At 53.8% G+C, this 18536-nt stretch carries 17 protein-coding genes and 1 riboswitch; of the genes, 9 read left to right on the top strand and 8 right to left on the bottom strand.

Annotation, left to right across the window (positions count from 1 at the left end; translation table 11 throughout):
- Positions 1-98 precede the first annotated feature (98 nt).
- On the top strand, positions 99-1580 hold the full coding sequence (locus tag SBI19_RS14425) for an alpha-L-fucosidase (RefSeq protein WP_317969324.1): 1482 nt from the start codon (positions 99-101) through the stop codon (positions 1578-1580).
- Positions 1581-1697: 117 nt separating this feature from the next.
- Entirely contained in the window at positions 1698-2957 is a 1260-nt protein-coding gene (locus tag SBI19_RS14420) for an HNH endonuclease (RefSeq protein WP_317969323.1), read from the top strand.
- A gap of 58 nt (positions 2958-3015) precedes the next feature.
- Here SBI19_RS14420 and SBI19_RS14415 read toward each other — a convergent pair whose 3' ends face one another.
- Both SBI19_RS14415 and SBI19_RS14410 read right to left on the bottom strand, forming a co-directional pair.
- Positions 3016-3567, bottom strand: coding sequence for a hypothetical protein (locus SBI19_RS14415; RefSeq protein WP_317969322.1), 552 nt, complete (start codon positions 3565-3567; stop codon positions 3016-3018).
- A 192-nt stretch (positions 3568-3759) separates the two neighbouring features.
- Positions 3760-4386 carry a DUF1796 family putative cysteine peptidase gene (locus SBI19_RS14410; protein ID WP_317969321.1) on the bottom strand — a complete coding sequence of 209 codons (627 nt, stop codon included), beginning with the start codon at positions 4384-4386 and terminating at the stop codon, positions 3760-3762.
- A gap of 136 nt (positions 4387-4522) precedes the next feature.
- Here SBI19_RS14410 and SBI19_RS14405 point away from each other — a divergent pair, with 136 nt between their 5' ends.
- The 3 genes from SBI19_RS14405 to SBI19_RS14395 all read left to right on the top strand — a co-directional run bounded on the left by SBI19_RS14405 (position 4523) and on the right by SBI19_RS14395 (position 6687).
- Positions 4523-4897, top strand: a complete 375-nt coding sequence (locus tag SBI19_RS14405) for a hypothetical protein (RefSeq protein WP_317969320.1) — start codon at positions 4523-4525, stop codon at positions 4895-4897.
- Positions 4898-5000: 103 nt separating this feature from the next.
- The gene (locus SBI19_RS14400) at positions 5001-5774 is read left to right on the top strand and encodes an FkbM family methyltransferase (protein ID WP_317969318.1); all 774 of its coding nucleotides are present in this window, start codon (positions 5001-5003) and stop codon (positions 5772-5774) included.
- 166 nt (positions 5775-5940) lie between these two features.
- A complete protein-coding gene (locus tag SBI19_RS14395; protein ID WP_317969316.1) occupies positions 5941-6687 on the top strand; it encodes a CAP domain-containing protein in 747 nt (248 codons plus the stop codon).
- Between the two features lie 274 nt (positions 6688-6961).
- Here SBI19_RS14395 and SBI19_RS14390 read toward each other — a convergent pair whose 3' ends face one another.
- From SBI19_RS14390 to SBI19_RS14375, 4 genes are all read right to left on the bottom strand, one after another.
- Positions 6962-8317: a glycosyltransferase family 4 protein gene (locus SBI19_RS14390; RefSeq protein WP_317969314.1), complete on the bottom strand. Its 1356-nt coding sequence runs from the start codon at positions 8315-8317 to the stop codon at positions 6962-6964.
- Positions 8314-10464 (bottom strand): glycosyltransferase, encoded by a 2151-nt coding sequence (locus tag SBI19_RS14385; RefSeq protein WP_317969312.1) that lies wholly within the window; start codon positions 10462-10464, stop codon positions 8314-8316. The genes SBI19_RS14390 and SBI19_RS14385 overlap by 4 nt, the downstream gene beginning before the upstream one ends.
- 75 nt (positions 10465-10539) lie before the next feature.
- Positions 10540-11499 carry a GDP-mannose 4,6-dehydratase gene (locus SBI19_RS14380; RefSeq protein ID WP_317969402.1) on the bottom strand — a complete coding sequence of 320 codons (960 nt, stop codon included), beginning with the start codon at positions 11497-11499 and terminating at the stop codon, positions 10540-10542.
- Between the two features lie 5 nt (positions 11500-11504).
- A complete protein-coding gene (locus SBI19_RS14375; protein WP_317969310.1) occupies positions 11505-12530 on the bottom strand; it encodes a mannose-1-phosphate guanylyltransferase in 1026 nt (341 codons plus the stop codon).
- A gap of 292 nt (positions 12531-12822) precedes the next feature.
- Positions 12823-13003, top strand: a riboswitch (cyclic di-AMP (ydaO/yuaA leader).
- Between the two features lie 10 nt (positions 13004-13013).
- On the opposite strand from SBI19_RS14375, the gene SBI19_RS14370 reads away from it, so the two are divergent.
- Complete coding sequence (locus SBI19_RS14370) at positions 13014-13703, top strand: 3D domain-containing protein (protein ID WP_317969308.1); 690 nt, start codon at positions 13014-13016, stop codon at positions 13701-13703.
- A 108-nt stretch (positions 13704-13811) separates the two neighbouring features.
- On the opposite strand, the gene SBI19_RS14365 is transcribed toward SBI19_RS14370, so the two are convergent.
- Both SBI19_RS14365 and SBI19_RS14360 read right to left on the bottom strand, forming a co-directional pair.
- Positions 13812-14687 (bottom strand): polysaccharide deacetylase family protein, encoded by an 876-nt coding sequence (locus SBI19_RS14365; RefSeq protein WP_317969306.1) that lies wholly within the window; start codon positions 14685-14687, stop codon positions 13812-13814.
- A 122-nt stretch (positions 14688-14809) separates the two neighbouring features.
- Positions 14810-15676 carry a sugar phosphate isomerase/epimerase family protein gene (locus tag SBI19_RS14360; protein ID WP_317969304.1) on the bottom strand — a complete coding sequence of 289 codons (867 nt, stop codon included), beginning with the start codon at positions 15674-15676 and terminating at the stop codon, positions 14810-14812.
- 235 nt (positions 15677-15911) lie between these two features.
- On the opposite strand from SBI19_RS14360, the gene SBI19_RS14355 reads away from it, so the two are divergent.
- From SBI19_RS14355 to SBI19_RS14345, 3 genes are all read left to right on the top strand, one after another.
- Entirely contained in the window at positions 15912-16664 is a 753-nt protein-coding gene (locus SBI19_RS14355; protein WP_317969302.1) for an IclR family transcriptional regulator, read from the top strand.
- A 143-nt stretch (positions 16665-16807) separates the two neighbouring features.
- Positions 16808-17584 carry an SDR family NAD(P)-dependent oxidoreductase gene (locus SBI19_RS14350; RefSeq protein WP_317969300.1) on the top strand — a complete coding sequence of 259 codons (777 nt, stop codon included), beginning with the start codon at positions 16808-16810 and terminating at the stop codon, positions 17582-17584.
- 21 nt (positions 17585-17605) lie between these two features.
- Entirely contained in the window at positions 17606-18499 is an 894-nt protein-coding gene (locus tag SBI19_RS14345) for a fumarylacetoacetate hydrolase family protein (RefSeq protein ID WP_317969298.1), read from the top strand.
- Positions 18500-18536 lie beyond the last annotated feature (37 nt).

The raw sequence follows: 18536 nt of genomic DNA, 5'->3' as shown, positions 1-18536 counted from the left end.
CACGCTTGTGCAAAGAACGCTTCTGTCGGAAGCGATGATAGAGTGGATATAATGAAGCTATCCATTATCGTCATACACGCAGGAGGTTTATATAAACTATGAAACTATCGGAGCAGCAGCAATCGCAACAACAGTCTATCCTATCGCAGGCGCGTCAAGTGTCGAAGCATGGGCCGTTCCAGCCAGACTGGGAATCGCTCAAGCAGTTCCAAGTACCGGAGTGGTACGAGGGGGCGAAGTTCGGCATTTTCATCCACTGGGGCTTGTTCGCCGTGCCTGCCTTCAATAACGAGTGGTACTCGCGCAACATGTACCAAGAGGGATCGCCAGAGTGGAAGCATCACGCGGAGACGTTCGGGCCGCATACGGAATTCGGCTACAAGGATTTCATCCCGATGTTCAAGGCAGAGAAATTCGACGCCGATCAATGGGCTGACCTGTTCGTGAAGTCGGGTGCGCGTTATGTCATTCCAGTGGCAGAACATCATGACGGGTTCCAAATGTACGGCAGCGAGCTGTCGGAATGGAACGCTGTGCAGATGGGGCCGCGCAAGGACATTATTGCCGAGCTCGGCGCCGCGGCGCGCGCACGGGGCTTGAAGTTCGGCGTATCGAGCCACCGCGCGGAGCATTGGTGGTTCTTCGACGGCGGCCGGAAGTTCCCTTCGGATGTGCAGGATCCGGCATTCGAATCGTTCTACGGACCGGCAGCGAAAGGGCCTGAGGACCATCATGATCCGTCGCTGTGTCCGCCGAATGCGGCTTATCTCGATGACTGGCTGGCGCGGACGTGCGAGCTTGCGGACAAGTATGCCCCGGACATCGTTTATTTCGACTGGTGGATTCAGCAGCATGCTTTCGAACCGTACTTGCAGCAGTTCGCTTCGTATTATTACAACCTAAGTGCGGAACGGAACCAGCCGGTTGCGATCAACTACAAATACAATAGCTTCCCGGAAGGCACGGCTGTTTATGATGTTGAGCGCGGCCAGCTGAAGGGCATTCGAGAGCCGTTCTGGCAGACGGATACGGCGGTATCGTACAACAGCTGGTGTTATGTGAAAGAGCAGCATTACAAGCCGGTCGAAGACATTGTGAGCGACCTGGTCGATATCGTGAGCAAGAACGGCTCGCTGCTGCTTAACATCGGGCCGAAAGCGGACGGAACGCTCCCGGATGAAGAGATTGCGATGCTGGAGACGATCGGCGAGTGGTTGTCCGTTAACGGCGAAGCGATCTATGATACGAAGCATTGGAAGATCTACGGCGAAGGTCCGACGGCCGTGCCGGACGGGGCTTTCTCCGATAGCAAGCGGGACAAGTTCACGCATAAGGACATTCGTTTCACGGTCAAAGACAACGTGCTGTATGCGATCGCGCTGCGTAATCCGGGAGCGGAAGACATCATCATCGAATCGCTCGGAGAAGCGGCAGGCCTGTATAAGGAAGGTATCGCGCGCATCGACCGGCTCGGCTGGGACGGCGACGTACAGTGGGATCGCGGGCAGGATGCACTCGCGATTCGTGGTGTTGAGACGGCGGGCGTATTGCCGGTTGTTTTCCGCATAACGTCAGCTTAACAGCAATGCCCATTTCCATTGATTCCTTGCGATATGTGCAGATTTTGGGTAACATGAAGGAAAGTTTGCTACTAACTTGTGTCCCAAGGCAGCATACAGAGGAACGGAGAAATGGGCATGTCTAATATTCAATGCGCCGGCTGCGGTGCGGAGAAACCGCCGGAGGCATATCCGAAGCGGTCCGGACGACAGACGCGGCGCGGTATTTGCCGCGCTTGTCTGCGTTCGCGCAAGCGGCTGCGTGCATCAGGAGACGAGGCGGCGACGCCGAATGCGCAAGCGCTTTACGGCGAGGAGGCCGCGACACGGGGTGGCGGCGTCGAGCGCAATTCAGCAGCTGAAGCCGGCACTGGCACAGATTCTGCCGACGATGCTGTGCTCGAAGCAGCGGAGGACGCTGGGGAGCAGCCAAAGCGTAAGCGCAAGAGAAAACGCAGACGCGGCAAGAAGGCGAAGAAGATTGCTGCGCAGGAAGTAGGAACGGACGAAGCGTCTGATCCGCAGCAGTCAGCAGGCAGTTTTGCGCCAGCGCTGGATACGGACAACGAACATTCCAATGAGAGTGATCATGAGGCTGAGTTCGAAGAAGTGTCCGCAGATGACTCGTCGCTAGAACAAGTGAGCGGCGGCAAGCGCCAACGGAAGCGCAAACGCAGACGCCGCAGCAAGAAGAAGGGCAGCGTAATCGTCTCGAGTCTTGCTGATGATGAGGCTAGTCCAGACCATCATTCTGCTGCAGCGCCGCTATCCGCTCACGACGACGATGAATCATCGGAAGGGATGGCGATCGCCGATTCTTCCGATGATGCCGAGGATGATCTCGGCGGCGAAGACGCTCCCGCCAAACGCAAGCGGAAACGGAAGCGCCGACGGCGCAAGGGCAAGCGGAACTCGGAGGGCGAATCGCCTGTATCCGAGGCGGAACCGCCGAAGCGTCCGGCTGTACGGCCGCCGAACAAGCGGATCGTGCCGTTCAAGGGGCCCTTTACGTATGATGCAGCGATTCTGAATGATAAAGGGACTGGAATGATTCGGCTTCGCGGGCGCCGCGAGACGGGCAAGCGTTGGCATACGGAGATCGAGAAGGACATTGCGGTTCGGATGGTGCAGGAAGGGGCCGCGGGCATTATTCATCCAAGGCTCATTCATAAACTGTATACGAAGAGCGATTTCCGACTGCTCATTCTGCAGCGGGACAATTATGTGTGCCGCTACTGCGGGCAATTCGGCGATACGATCGACCACGTCATGCCGAAGTCGAAGGGCGGATTATCGTCCCCGATGAACTGCGTGTGCGCCTGCAGCGACTGCAATTTGCTGAAGGCTGACAAGCTCGATTTTCCATACCCGGATGAACCGGACGATTCAGATGAATAAAACATAACGAACAACGCCTTCATTCCCGCTTCGCCAGCGGAGATGAAGGCGTTGTTCGTTATCGCGCATTGGCAAGGTCCGGCAGCGTGATCCAATCATAGCGATGAGCGTTCTGATAGAATTGTTCCACGTCGAACACGATCGGTATGACATAGTCACCTTTGTAGTAGGCTTTCTCGGCGATCTGCTCCATCGGTACTTTGAACGACACGCGAAGCGCGCGGCAGAATACAGGCTCCAGCAGCGTCACGCAATATTTGAGGTTGAATCTCATGCAGCAGTGAACGGCTGTCGACATAAGCTCGGCTGAATAGCGAAGCCCTCGGAACTGACGAAGCAGAGCGAATTTGTCAATCTCGCCTATGCTGCCTTGGCTGGCGATAATGGATGGATGTTCGGCGAACGGAGCAATCCCGTCAATCTCACTTTGGCCACGAATATAGCGTTTAATCTCGGATGTACCGACAACTTGGCCTTCGGGAGCAGTCACCACATAGCGGGCGAGCACGCTGCGGGAGTATTCCAGCTCGTACCCTTTCTCGCGCCATACGGTTTCCCATACTTGATTGAATTGCGCCAGGTCATGAGCGGTTTCTACTTGTCTGTACATCACAATCTTCCTTTCCTGCTTCGATCATCATCGATTGCGAGCCTGCGAACGGTTACGATTGCTCACTCTCCGTTTCCTTCTTTTGACAACTATACTATCACCATTCTAGTAAAAAAAGGATAGATCGTTAGTCTGATTATGGAAAATAATGTAGATCCATGGCGTCAAAAGCAGACGGTTTGAACAACCTCCTTAAGGTTTGTACTTCACATTCTTAAGAATCTGCTTCCAGTAAGCGTCGTTGCCATACCAGATGTCAGGCTGGTCCGGCAGCAGAACCCCACATGTGTGTTTGAGCGGCCAATGGTTCTCGACAAGACCTTTGACGGGGTTGTGATTGACGAGAAGGATATGGAATTCGCCCGTCACGATTGATGCGAGCGCACTCTCCAGCTCAAGCGCCTCCTCCGGAAGCCCTCCTGTGCGGACGAATAGAATACGCCGCGAGCTGGCGGCTTTGCTCAGAAACCGCTCGATTCGCCGATCCATTTTGGCACGGAAGGCATCATAATCCGGCAAGTGAGTCGCCGTGTTGCGCGGGTAAGGGAAGTCATGAACGATGATCATTCCGTTCTTCACATCCCGCAGGAAGACGAAGTTGTTCAGCATCGTATGGTAGACCAGATTGTGCCGCAGCGCAAAATCCGAAAATCGGTTGCGGATCATCTCGGTGACATTCGGCAGATGCTGCACTTCTACCCAGTCCAGCACTCCCGTATACGGACGAATTCCGTTACGTTCCAGTTGAATCGCAGGGAGACAGTTCATCCCCAAGCTGAATATGGCATCGTATTGTCCTCCAATTTCGCGAAGCTCCATGCGCATCTCCACTCTTTCTTATTCTTCTTACTCTATTCTATGAATGCGATTGATCGCCCGTACGGGCGAACTCTATCACTCATATAATAGAACGATTAAGTGCCGAATCACGGATGAGAGGAGACTGGAGCAGAGGATGAAGAAGGCGGAGTATCGAATGGAGAAGCATCAAATCGTACCTTTTCTACTCGTCGATTGGGAGGTGCCGATTGGGAGGTTGACGGTGACGACGACGAAGCCTAATCGCCTCGTACGGCTTGCGTTCGAGATCGGCTGGAGCAAGCCGCATACGGCAGATCTCGGCGAGATGGAGATCGTTATTCGTGAATCGTCTGGAGCCGGCACAGAGCTGTTCCGCGAATCAGAGATGTGTCATTGGAATGCGCTGATGACGATGGACTGCGAGATAACGGTTCCGGTCGAAGGGACCTATACGTACTGCATGAATGCAGTGTCGGCAGGCAGACGCGCCATTATCAATGGACCGATTTATTGGTACGAGGCCACATAAAAGGTGAACGCAAGCTTCGACGTTGATTAAGCTTCCTGACTTACTTCGTGATCAAAAGCGGACTTTTTGAACAGCCTCATAAAGACTTGGAGGGATTACATTAATGAAGACGACTTGGCTGCGGATGCCGAATTTTCCATACCCCTATGCGCTCAGCTCGAATGACGGAGATATGATACTGGCAGGAATCGAGAAGGGCGGCGGCTATTATGAGCCCCATATCATGAATGTGCTGCGGAATATCGTGAAGCCTAATGCGGTATGTCTGGACATTGGTGCCAATATTGGCGCGATCTCGCTTGGAATGAGCACTTACGCATCGCAGGGCAAGGTATTTGCGTTCGAGCCTTCGGCGGTTAATTTCAACTACTTGACTTATAACGTTATTCAAAATCAAAAGGCGAATGTCGAACCTGTGAAGCTTGGTGTATTTGATAAAAATACGCAAATGCAGTTTTCCTACATTGATTTCGGCGGCGGTTGGTCGCATATTACGACCGAGCATGCGGAGCGGGGTTATCAAGAAACGGTTCAATGCGTCCGCATCGATGATTGGGTGAAGGAACGCAAGCTGACTGCGCTTGATCTGATCAAGCTGGACGTAGAAGGAGCAGAAGTGCCCGCGTTGAACGGCATGGAGAAAACGATCGCGAAGTTCAAACCTGACTTGATCGTAGAGTTCAACCCGACTGCGCAGCGTACCATTTTCGATGAGGAGCCTCGTAGACTATACGATACACTGTGCAGGCTGTATCCAAATTTGTATATCCTTGACTTTAATTATACAGCACCGCAGCTTGTCAGCTTCGAACAGCTGATGGCGATGTTCAGAGGCGGACGTGAGGTTGTCGACTTATATTGCACATTCAAGGGCTGATTGGATGAGAAAGAGTCTGAAAACAATGAGCGATAGGTGAGAAAGCTCTAATCTTTTCCAGTATCTGCGGCATGAATGTCCGCACTCCCCGTGATAACATGAATGGCATCGAAGGGAAGCGTCGTCTTTCCTCGACAGATAATCATGATCCGGGAGGAACGAACACATGAACAAGCCATATATTCGCAAGACTGTCGTTGGCGCCGTTATCGCTGGGATGGCGTTCGCAGGCATCGGGGCGGCAGGTCAAGCTTCCGCTGCTACGGTAACCCCGACACAGTACAAAACCATTGTAATCAGCAACAGCTCCGAGCTTAGCAAGCTCGCATCCCAGTACGGGATTACGATAGATTGGAATTCGATCTGGAGTCAGCTCGGCCAAGGAACGGTTACGGTGACGAAGCCAAGCACGGGAACGGGCAGCGGCACGACTACGACAACGAAGCCAAGCACAGGAACGGGCAGCGGTACAACGACGACGACGAAGCCAAGCACAGGCACGTCGACGGGAGGTACAGGCACAAGTACGGGTACGACTACAAGCACCAGCGCTTATGCGCAGCAGGTTGTAACGCTTGTTAACCAAGAGCGTGCGAAGGCGGGCTTGTCCGCTTTGACGAGCGACTCCCTGCTTACGACGGTTGCCAATGACAAGGCGAAGGATATGGCGGTCAACCATTACTTCAGCCACACGTCTCCGACATATGGATCGCCATTTGATATGATGACCGCGTACGGCGTGAAATACTCGTATGCAGGCGAGAATATCGCAGCCGGTCAGAAGACGCCGCAAGAGGTTATGACAGCTTGGATGAACAGCGCAGGCCACAAAGCGAACATTCTGAGCGCTAACTTTAAGAAAATCGGCGTTGGTTATTACAACGGCCAATGGGTACAAGAGTTTACGGGCTAATCCACGTCCAAACAGCAATCATATATTAATGAAGGAAGGCGTTGCAGCGATAAGCTGCAGCGCCTGTTTGTCTACCCAACTGGACAAGTAAGCTAACCACGCATCACCATCAAAAGCGGCGGGATAAGATACATTTAAATGCTCTAACTATCTGTCCTCTTGGCAGCGATGGATTAGAGACATTAGAGCGCTCTAACGATTCGTTATCCCCACAGTGCATATCGCAATAAAAGAGCCGCCCGCAGTCCATTGACCGCAGGCGGTTTGTTCATCCCTAAGACAAAACACCAATCTCAGCTAATCGATTCCGCATCGCGCCGCCGAGTACTGCCGGGTTGTAGCGGGTTGCAATGGTGTGCGCCGCGGCAGCCCCGATCCGCAGCCCCGTTACTCGATCGGATACAAGCTGCTTCATGTAGTCAGCGGCATGCTGCAGATCCGGCTCCGCCCACCATCCGCCTGCTTGATAGGGACCGATCGTTATCGGATTCGGCACAAGCGTATAGCGGACGGGACAGCCGTTGCTGGATTGCAGGAAATCGGTATTGCCGGACCAGTTCGTTGCAATAACGGGCTTGCTCATCGCCATCGCTTCTGCGATCGCAAGGCCGAAGCCTTCGGCGCGATGCAGCGATACATACGCGTCGCAGGACGCAATCAAGCCGGATGTCTGCTCGCGGGTCATCGGCGCTTCGATCCAATATACATTGCGGCAGCTGGCAACTCGCTGCTTCAGAAACTCTAAGGCAGGTCCTCCAGCGTTTGCATGATTGGCTTTCAATACGAGTCCGACGGAAGGATTCACAGCGCCGAATGCGTGGAGAAACGCGTTAAGCGCGCCGATCGGATTTTTGCGCTCGACGAAGCTGTGGGTATCGAACATCGTCAGGAATAGGAAGCTGTTATCGGGCAAGCCATAGGCTGCGCGGCTGCTCTGCGGGGTTCCATGCAAAGCAGGGACTGCAATACCATAAGGCATGGTCAGGACCGGCACGGGACTCTTGGCCGATACAACATCCCGTACGAATCGGGAAGGCGTCCATATCTCGTGTACATAGGGCCAGCTATCTGCCCAATTGTCCGGAATATCCGTCATCTCCCAGTGCCAATAGCCAATCGTGTATTTGCGATCGACAAGATGGTGTCCGAACCGTCCGAGCACATGGGGCATATAGTCGGGGTTGAATTGCATAATCGTACATTTGTGAATGGGAGACGGGATCTCCAGACGGGCCCACGTCAAGTCAGACGCATTGCCCATCGATAAGGAGTCACAGCTAATGATCGAAGCGGGTACCCCGGCGCTTATTAAGGAGGCAGCCTGCAGTCTGCACGCTTCACCCAGACCGGAGTCGGAACGATTGAAGCCGACAAGCTGTACACCGGGCATTCCTTCAGGTACAAGCATAGGCGGAGGTACTGAAGCAGGCTGCTCCGGCAGCAGAACGGGCTGTAATGCAGCCGAGCTGCCGCCTGCATAATGTCGAGCTTTGCCGCTCGCATAGCGGCGCCGTGACCGTCCGGCCTTGCGAGCGGCTGCGCTTCGATTGGAACGCCGTATACGAGAACCTTTCCGCGCACGAGTGGCCGCCCGCCGCGTACGCCCTTGACGTGCGGCCCGCTTGCTCATAGCATCAGCAGCCGGTTTTTCATTCTTGCGGCTGCATGGTCCCATGTGAAACGGCTATGCATATCGGCGGATGCGATACGGCCTTTCTCTGCCGCTTCGTATCGGTGATCTGCGACGTAGCGCATCAACTCGATCATATGATCCAGATCCGGCTCTGCCCAGTTAAAGCCGTGGTAGTAGACGCATCGCGCTTCTGCAGGCACGAGACGCTTCACGCGGAGCGGGTAGCTGTTCGATTCGTTCATGAACTCGGTCTGCGCGCTCCAGTTAGTCGCGATGACAGGAAGACCGCAAGCCATCGCTTCTAGAATCGGCATGCCCCAGCCTTCGCCGCGGGTCGGCAGGACGAAGCAGTCCGCCGAACGATATAGGCTGCCCATCCAGTGCGAAGGGATCTTGTCATTATGCAGGACGAGAATCCGATCTGCGACGGAACCGAGCTTCAGCTTGCGAATTTCGGCGGGGACGTCGATCGTTGGATCGTTGTTAATGATTTTGCAGACGAGCCGCACATCATCGCGCCCGTGGAACGCATTCGCAAACGCTTCGAACAGTAATTCCGGCGACTTGCGTTCGCCCCATTCGAACACAGACAGGAAGGTGAATTTGTCTTCGAAGAATCGTTTGCCGCGAATGTTAGGGTGGAAATAGTCAGGATCTACCCCAAGCGGCATGACATGTATCGGCACCTGGACACCGCTGTCGCGGAACGTCTGAAGGTTGAAGCGGGACGGTACCCACACCTCGTTCATCGTGTTGCACTGCTGCACCCAGTCCGCAGGGAGTCCGTCGACCTCCAGCATCGTAAAGCCGATTTTGTAGTCGCCGTCATTCTTGAAGAAGACGTCGCCTTGCCCATACACGACATGGACGCGGTCTCCCGCAGTCGAACGTTTCTTGAACAAGTTGATCTTGTTGTCCGGTCCTGTCTCGGGCTCGCCGAATGGCAGCGGCGTACCCGGTCCGTATACATAACTGTAGGAGACCTTCACATGATTGCGGTCGAGAGCCAGCATCAGGTTTCTTGATGTCTCCGTGTAACCGTACAAGGATAGGAATGCGAGCGACTGCCAGTTGACCCGGTTCTCATAGCGGGTTTCAAGCGGGACAGCCCACTTGCTGCGGAATACTTCACGCGACTTATTGTACATATCCCAGAAGTTGACGCCGTTCACGCGCGTAGACGTGTTGTGATAATGATGCAGCGTGACACGTCCGTCGCACACGACGCGGTAGCCGGACATAATCGCCTTCAAGCAGTAATCCGTATCCTCGAAATAGGAGAAATAATCGGGGTCGAGGAAGCCGATGCGCTGGATCAGTTCCCGTTTCAAATAGGCTGTTGCAAAAATAACGCCCTGTACATCGCGAACGCTCGTATATTGCCGCAAGTCATGCTCTTCGCCGCCGATTTGCTGGCCCGTCAGGTCATCCGGAAGGATGTAGGTGCCCGCGTGATGCAGCTGGCCCTCCGGTCCGCGCAGGCGGCAGCCGACAATGCCGATGTCACGCGACTGATAAGCCGTCTCCTGCAGCTTCGACAGCCAGTCATGCTGCTCGGCGAGAATATCGTTGTTGAGCAGGACGATGTCACTGTCTGGTCTTGCATAAGGGAGGGCCGCATTATTGCCGGCGACGAAGCCGATATTGGTCGGATGGGTAACGAGCTTAACCCAAGGAATCGATTGCAGGTAGCTGACCGTACCGTCCGTACTGCCGTTGTCGAATACGAGCACCTCGGTCATCCCCGCTTGCAGGGAAGGCTGAAGCGCGGCCAGACATTTGCGCGTATAGTCAATGCCGTTCCATGTCAGGATGATGATCGTAACCGGACGGATCAGCGGTTTCTTATCGATGACGACCGGATCATGATTCGCATGTCCGGGGTCATAGGTTCCATAATGCGGTTCGCTCTCGTAGCGCTCCCAGACCGGTTGAATCTGCTGGGAAGACTGCGGATGCACGGAACGCTTTCGGCGTTTGCTTATCGCTCGGCGGCGGCGTTTGGTGATGATGCCCCGTTTGCGCCGCAGCTTGGATAACTTCGAAGACTTGGACGCTCGTGTGCGAGAGCGGACGGATCGTTTGCGTGCGCTGGAAGAGCGGGACTTTGCCCGGGCTGTGCTTTTAGCTGAGCGGGATGGCATGATGATTCACCTGCCCTCTTGGAATCAGTGTCGGTAAAGCTAACCTTTGGGAAGTTGAAGTTGAAGGTTTCGGCATTAGCTCTTGTCGAGCTGATCCCGCCAATACTCGAGCACCTCTTGCATCGTTGTCTCGATCGGGATCTTAGGCAGCCAGCCGGTTTGGCTGGTCAACTTGGCTGAATCGCCGATAACGATAGGGACATCCGATGGCCGCATCCGTGCGGCATCTTGTTCAATGGTGACTTTAATCGGAGAGAGGGACAGCAGCAGCTGCAGCAGGTCGCCGGCTGACCAGCTTCGACCTGAAGCAACGTTATAGCACTCGCCAGGGGTGCCGTGTTGAATCGCAAGCCAATAGGCGTGTACGACATCGCGGACGTCGGTGAAATCCCGCCTGGCCTCCAGATTGCCGACATAGAGAACCGGCGGACGCAGCCCCTTCTCGATTTCGGCGATTTGCTTGGCGAAGCTGGACGTAACGAAATGTTCGTTCTGCCGAGGCCCGATATGATTAAACGTCCGCATCCGAACGATAGGTATGCCATACTGCCGGTAGTATTGCATGCCTAGAAAGTCCTGCGCGATTTTGCTGATGGCATAAGGATTCATCGGCCTTAGCGGGTTATTTTCCGTAACGGGAATCTCATTCGTGTGTACCTCGCCGTACGCCTCGCTTGATCCTGCGATGAGCACTTTGGTCGGAAGCTTATGAAGTCGAATCGCTTCGAGCAAGTGTACCTGACCTGCGACGTTATTATGGATCGTATCGCTGGGCGATGCCCATGAGGCGGGAACGAAGCTTTGCGCAGCCAGATGGAATAGATGATCGGGACGCTCGGCAGCAATGACTTCTTCGACGGCAGCGGCATCTCGAAGTTCGCACTCGATTAAGCGGATGTTCTTATTCGAGAGGGCGTCTTCTCCGTTATGCTGCCTGCAGCGGCAGGTGCCGGCGACTTCAATGCCTTCGCTTAGCAAATACGATGCAAGGTGGCCTCCGACAAAGCCGTTGATGCCCGTAATGAGAGCCTTCACTTGCATCACCTCATGGACTCGTTCAGCCAATATTTCAACCGAGGCTCTTCGGACCGATGGCAGACGAGCAGACCGTGCGGGGTGGAGACGACTATCAAGTCGGATACGCCGATAAGCAGCGTCTCCGTCTCGGAATAGACGGTGTTGCCTTCGCTTTCAAACAGCCGAATGGCGCCTTGTGCGACATTGCCAAGCGCATCAGACGGATGATGTCGGCGAAAAGCAGCCCATGATCCGATATCGTCCCAGCCGCAGTCGATTGGAATGCAGTGGATTTCGTCGGTTTTCTCGAGCACAGCGTAATCGATCGAGAGTTCGGGAATGTCTGCGTAGGCTAAGGCAGGATTGCCATCGTGTTCAATGAACGGCTGCCACAGCGCCGGTTCCTTCATGGCGATGTGATGCAAGATGGAGGAGGGACGCCATACAACGATGCCGCTGTTCCAATACACGTTGTGCTGTTGAATTAACTTCTCTGCCGTAGCGGCATCGGGTTTTTCTAAGAATCGTTTCACTTTATGCAGGGAATCCTCCGCATCCGACTGATCTTCATCGGCTTTGATCTCCATGTAGCCGAAGCCCGTGTCGGGGCGATCCGGCCGTATGCCAAGCGTGACAATCGAATTAACGGCAGTCGCAGCCTGTGCAGCTCGCTCGATGGCGGCGAGATAAACGTCATCGTCGGCGACATATTGATCTGCGGGTACGAATACGATCGGGCGATCATCGCCTTTGGCCAGCATGGTGTAAGCGGCATAGGCGATGCAGGCGGCCGTCCCTTTTTGCTCCGGCTCGGTGAAGATTTGTTCGGTGGATAAAGAGGGAAGTTGGCTGGTTACGAGCGGGACGTGCGCGGTAGGCGCTGCAATGAATAGACGTTCATCAGGCACCAGGCGCCGGAATCGGTCAACAGTCTGCTGGATGAGCGTAGGTCCCGAGCCGAATGACAGGAATTGCTTAGGTATTGTTTTGACGCTGCGGGGCCAGAACCGGGTACCTTTGCCGCCGGCCATGATCATGATGTTCATCATGTAATGCAACGACCTCCAATCACGAGCCATCCCGTGTAACGGGACAAACAGCTTCCATATACAAATGCTACGCCATTGTATTCAGGCAGGAATCGTGCCTGCAACGGCATTTGTACAAATATAAGACTTTACTAGCTTGCGGCTTCTTCGTTTCTGTAATTTCAACGGAATGAATGGCGATTTTTCCGCTAATGGGGAGGTGGCGGAAGGGTCATTTGCGGGCAGGCGGGAGTAGGATGGAACTTGTAGTGGCGGCAATTACCAGTTTCATGGGTGAGTTAAATGTGGTATTGTTTTACGCGAGCCGAAACTAACGTGCGGGGGAGATTCATGGTATTCAGATTGCCATAAAGGCGAGCTGAATCCTCGGGGTGAATCGCATAAGCAGCTGGCGGGCGCCAGTTGTTCGATGCGTAGGGTGACTCCTCATCCGAATCCGACAACTAACCTCGTAGGCGTATACAACAGGAGGATTCTAACTTAATGACACAGCTTACAGTGAAACCGTTTGCAAAATGTTTGAAGCAGTGGGCCCGCACAGCGGCTGCTGCTGCTCTTGGCATCTCGATCGCTTGGTCCGCATCCGCGGCATCCGCCGATGCAGCTTCCGTTCATGTGGCGACGAAGACAACGACGTTCTGGACGCTGTCCCAGTACTACGGATTGACGATGCAGCAGATTGCTTCAGCCAATCCGAGTGTGAATCCGAACAATATTATTGAAGGCCAGCGGCTGTCCATTCCCACGATAAGCAATACGTTTAAAGTGGCATCGGCGCCTGCGGCATCGGCAACAACAGCAAGCACAGTTAGCAACGACAGTGTGACAGTTGGCGGTAAGCAGTTTGATGTTTCGAAAACGATTCAAATGACGGCAACAGCTTATTCAGCGGATCCAGCAGAGAATGGCGGCTGGGGCGGACTTGATTACTTCGGTAATTCGCTTAAGGTAGGCACAGTAGCTGTCGATCCATCGAAGATCGCGCTAGGCACGAAGCTGTACATAGTCGGTTACGACTTTGCAGGACTTCCGACTGGAGGAATGATCGCTACCGCATTGGACGTAGGCAGTGCGATTAAGGGCAATCGCATCGATCTGTTCGTCCCAGGCACAGCAGCACAGGTGAGCGACTTCGGCATTCAGTATGTGAAGGTTTATGTACTGGAATCGTAATTATTAATTTGTTTATTGGCTCGCATGGCAGCAACAAGAAAGCGGAGATGCAATTATTGCATCTCCGCTTTCTTGTTGTTCGTGGCAGGTTGTACAGTTGTTGTTGACTTATCGCTGCTGCCAGCGGCCATCTGAGGAGCCGAGCATCTCTGGAATCGTCACGAGCTCGTATCCTTTGTTCCGCAGCATTCGGATAATAACAGGCAGCGCCTCGACGGTACCCGATAGATCCTGTGTACTGCCTCCGCCAGCATGCTGGAGAATGATCGAGCCTGGCTGGAGCGTCTTGCGGACGTTGATAATGACCGACCTGCTTCGCAAGCTTCGCCAATCGACGGAATCGACGTCCCAGTTCACAACAACGTAGCCGTTGCGCTTCGCCCACTGCACTTGAGCGGGTCTTATCTCGCCATAAGGCGGACGGATATAGCGCGGACTATATCCAACGAGAGGTGCAAGAATCGCATCTGTTCGAGCAATCTGGCGTTGATACTGTTCGGCGGTTAATTGCGAGAATACCGCATGGTTGTAAGAATGGTTGCCGACGGTGTGACCTTCTCGCTCCATTCGGCGAACGAGCTGCGGATAGCGCGTTGCCAGGGAACCGAGCACGAAGAACGTCGCTCTCACGTTATAACGCGCGAGTACATCGAGCACTTTGCCCGTATAGCGCGGATCCGGTACATCGTCGAACGTTAGCGCTGCTCGCCGCACACTGCGAGGACCATGCGTGACGAATGCGCCTGGATATCGCTTCTCCAGTGTAATCCAGCTCATAACGGCCTGCTTCCGCTGTTTCTTGCGGGGACGGGCGTACGAATTGTACTGCTCTGTCGATTGCATGGTCCGGCTGCTGTCGACTGAAGCTGCAGCGTGATCGCTTGGTGTTGGTTCGGCTTCGGACGGATAGGCTGAAGCATCAATCGGATTGGCAAGCAGAAGTGCAAGGACGAGCAGAATAACGATTCTAGATTGTCGTTTCATTGGACGTTCTCCCTTCAAAACGGAGGGGCGGAAAAGAATACAATCCTCGTTGTTTTCTCCGCGGAACGCCAATATTATGCATGCATATTAACGATGGGTCAGGCTTTGATCAGCGGGTTAAGTTATTGCACTTCTTCCCACCATGTATGCATTTGACGGACGAACAGCTGAAGCATCTCGCTGCTGTCGAACGCGCCGCTGAAATCTTCAATGCCGAACGCACCTTGATAGCCGACCGCCTTCAAGTCTGCTAACACACGTTTCCAAGGTACGATGCCACCTGCAACCGGCTGCCAGGCGCAATGCCAGGAAACAGGATCGAGTGGATCTGTGCTATCGGTTGCAGGCATCCAGCCAGCGTTCTTGACATGGACATGTGCCAAGTACGGACCGAGCAGCTCGAGCCCCATCCGATATTGCTCGAAGCCCTCGTGAACGAGGTTGCCTGGATCGTACAATACGCCAATTGCATCCGGGTCGCAGCCTTCAATCAGACGATGAGCTAGCGAAGCGCTAGGCGCGATTGTGTTGTGATGCGTCTCGACGAGACCCTTGATTCCGTATCGACGGGCCAACTTCTCAGCTTCTCGAATATATGCTCGCGCCTCTTGAAGCAGCTCGCCATATGGGCGGCTTCCATTGTAGCCGGGAACACCTAGTCGAATATACGATGCGCCAAGTGCAGACGCTATTGTCAGCATTCGCTCGGTTTCTTCCAGATCGCCGCAAGCCAAATAAGGGACGACCGCTAATGATTGAAGTCCATGCGCATCGGCAGCCGCTCGCAGCTCAGCGAGCGCTTCTGTTGAGCTGTCGGGGTCTATCGTGCACCGATTGTTGCCCCAGAAGGAAGGCGGATCATTCTTCACGCTATCGGATATGCGAGTGCATCGCCATTCGATTGCGTCGATTCCCGCTTTCTTCGCAGCAGCCAGCAGTTGTTGCGGCGACAAATCAGGCGTAGCAACGGTAAAGACAGAACAAATCATCAAGCAACATCCCTTCCAGTTAAAATCGTAATGAGAATGGATCGTGATTATAAAAGAAAACGTTTACTTTCTCTATATTAACACAGGATTCAGCTGCTGAACGCTATAGCAATCAATCGAAAGCAAAGGAATGGATATTGCTCCACACCGAAAAAACATGTTACAATACCAATATATCAAACCAAGGTTTTATATACAGAACCACTAACGTTTTTTGAATGGAGGCTAGTACCGTTTGACGGACAAATATCAGGTACCTGCAGTCCGGCGTGCGAACGATGTGATGCTTCTCGTTGCGGCTGAGCCTGCACGACTTCGCCTGATCGATCTTGCAAGAAGACTCGATGTGAACAAGAGCTCTATGTTCTCGCTGCTGTATACGCTTGAGATGCTTCGATGGATCGAGAAGAACGAGGATGATACATACTCGCTAGGCTCGACGGCGGGCGCGATTGGCAATGCTTTTTTCAGACAGTTCGATTATGTAGCGGCTTTCCACCGGGAAGCTCGGTCGGCGGCAGCTCAGGTTGGCGCTACCTTCCAGCTTGCAAGGCTCGAAGGTCGAGAGGTGATCTACTTGGCAATGGAAGAAGTGAAGACGCCGCTTCGGCTTGCTTCTTCGCCTGGCGCACGACTGCCTGCTCACGTAACAGCGCTCGGCAAGGCGCTGCTGTCGAGAATGGACGAGCAAGCCTTGTATGAGCTGTATCCAGAGCAAGTGATCGAACAGCCTTCGACGCCTTATTCGATTACAGACCGCGACACGCTGTTCCGTCAGCTTGAGCAGTTCCGCCAGAGCGGCGTTGCCGAAGAGATGCAGGAAGGTGTTGTCGGGATTTGTTGTGCGGCTGCACCTGTATTTCGTCCGGACGGACATGCTGTTGCAGCGATCAGCTGCTCCATTAGCGTGTTTGAGTGGGAAAGCAGGCGTGAAGCGATCCGCGAAGCGGTAGCCGCCGCAGCGAGCCGTATATCCGGCATCGCATAAGGAGTGACCGTAAGTGTATGCTTGCAGGCAGTGATTTCGAATAGGAAAGCAAATTGCTAAGTGTATGCTTACGAAGCAAGCAATTTGCTTGCAGGCAGTGATTTCGAAGAGGAAAGAAAATTGCTTTTAGGAGGTATGACGTAATGACGCGTTTGAAAGGAAAGGCGATTCTGATTACGGGTGCAGGTTCCGGTATCGGTCAATGCACGGCGCAGTTGTTCGCATCGGAAGGTGCGGAAGTTATCGTTAACGATATTGATGCGGCCAAAGGAGAAGAGACGGTAGCATCGATCGTCGAAGCGGGCGGCACTGCCGCATTCATCCATGCGGACGTCACGATCCCTGAGTCGGTTCAGCAATTGACGGCCAAAGCAATCGAGCAATTCGGCCGTATCGACGTCTTGTTCAACAATGCAGGCATTAGCGGTGTCGGCGCGATTCATGAAGTAGAGCCGGACGTATGGGACCGGGTCATCAATGTCAACATTCGCGGTGTGTATTTGCCATGCAAATATATCGTGCCTCATATGATGGAGCGCCAGAGCGGCAATATCATCAACATGTCGTCTTGTATTGCAGAGATGGGTCTTGCTCGCCGCGCATCCTATGCTGCGACGAAGGGAGCTATTCTTTCCCTGACGAAGTCTATGCAAGTTGACTACGCCCCTTATAATATACGAGTGAACGCTTTGCTGCCAGGCACGATTATGACGCCGTTCGTAGAGAACTACCTGCGCAGTTCGTATGCTGATCCAGAGGAAGCATTCGCTTCGATCAAGCAGCGGCAGCTGACAGGCGAGCTTGGCAGACCGGACGATGTTGCGCGAGCAGCATTGTTCCTTGCATCCGACGAATCGAAATTTATGATGGGCTCGCCGCTTTATATCGACGGCGGCGTTGTGTTCGGCAAAAACGCGTAGAGAAAGGAATGGTATTCATTTATGAAATTGCTTAATTTCAAACAAAACGGACAAGTAAAACTCGGCGTATTGACTTCTGTAGGTGTTGTAGACGTTGCGGCTGCAGCGAATGCATTCGAGATCAACGCCCCATCCGATATCCATGAGCTCATCGAGGGCGGATCGGCAGCGATGGCTGCTGCGAGCGCAGTTGCAGCGCAAGCGGTCGAACTGAAGTCCAGCGAATATATCATTCCGGAATCGGATGTGACGTACGCGTCGGCTGTAACGAAGCCGGGCAAAATCATTTGCGTAGGACTCAACTACCGCCGTCATGCGGAAGAAACGAATGCACCAATTCCGCAATATCCAATTCTGTTCAACAAATTCAATAATACGCTCGCCGCTCACGGAGATACGGTACTGCTTCCGAAGGTGAGTACGAAGGTCGACTACGAGGCGGAACTCGTTATCGTCATCGGCAAACAAGCGAAGGATGTCGAAGAAGAGAAGGCGCTTAACTATGTATTCGGCTACTGCAACGTGAACGACCTGTCGGCTCGCGATCTGCAGATGCGTACGCAGCAATGGCTGCTCGGCAAGAGCTGCGACGGCTTCTCGCCGCTTGGCCCTTATCTCGTAACGGCTGACGAAGTCGGCGATCCGAACAAGCTTGCGATTTCGTGTACGGTGAACGGCGAAGTGCGCCAATCGTCCAACACGTCGGACATGATCTTCAACGTTAAAGAGATCGTCAGCTACATCTCGCAATACATGACGCTGGAGCCTGGCGACATCATCCTGACAGGTACGCCGGAAGGCGTTGTTCTCGGCTATCCAGAGGACAAGCAAGTATACCTCAAGGACGGCGACGTAGTCACGATCGAGATCGAGAAGCTCGGCGCGTTGACCGTTACGATGAAGCAGGAAGCATAAGTCTTATTCATGGGATGCGCGCTTGCGCGAGAGGAGA

Source organism: Paenibacillus sp. CCS19 (assembly GCF_033239625.1).
Taxonomy (GTDB): Bacteria; Bacillota; Bacilli; order Paenibacillales; family Paenibacillaceae; genus Paenibacillus_T.
This window is presented reverse-complemented; position numbering and strand designations above follow the sequence as displayed.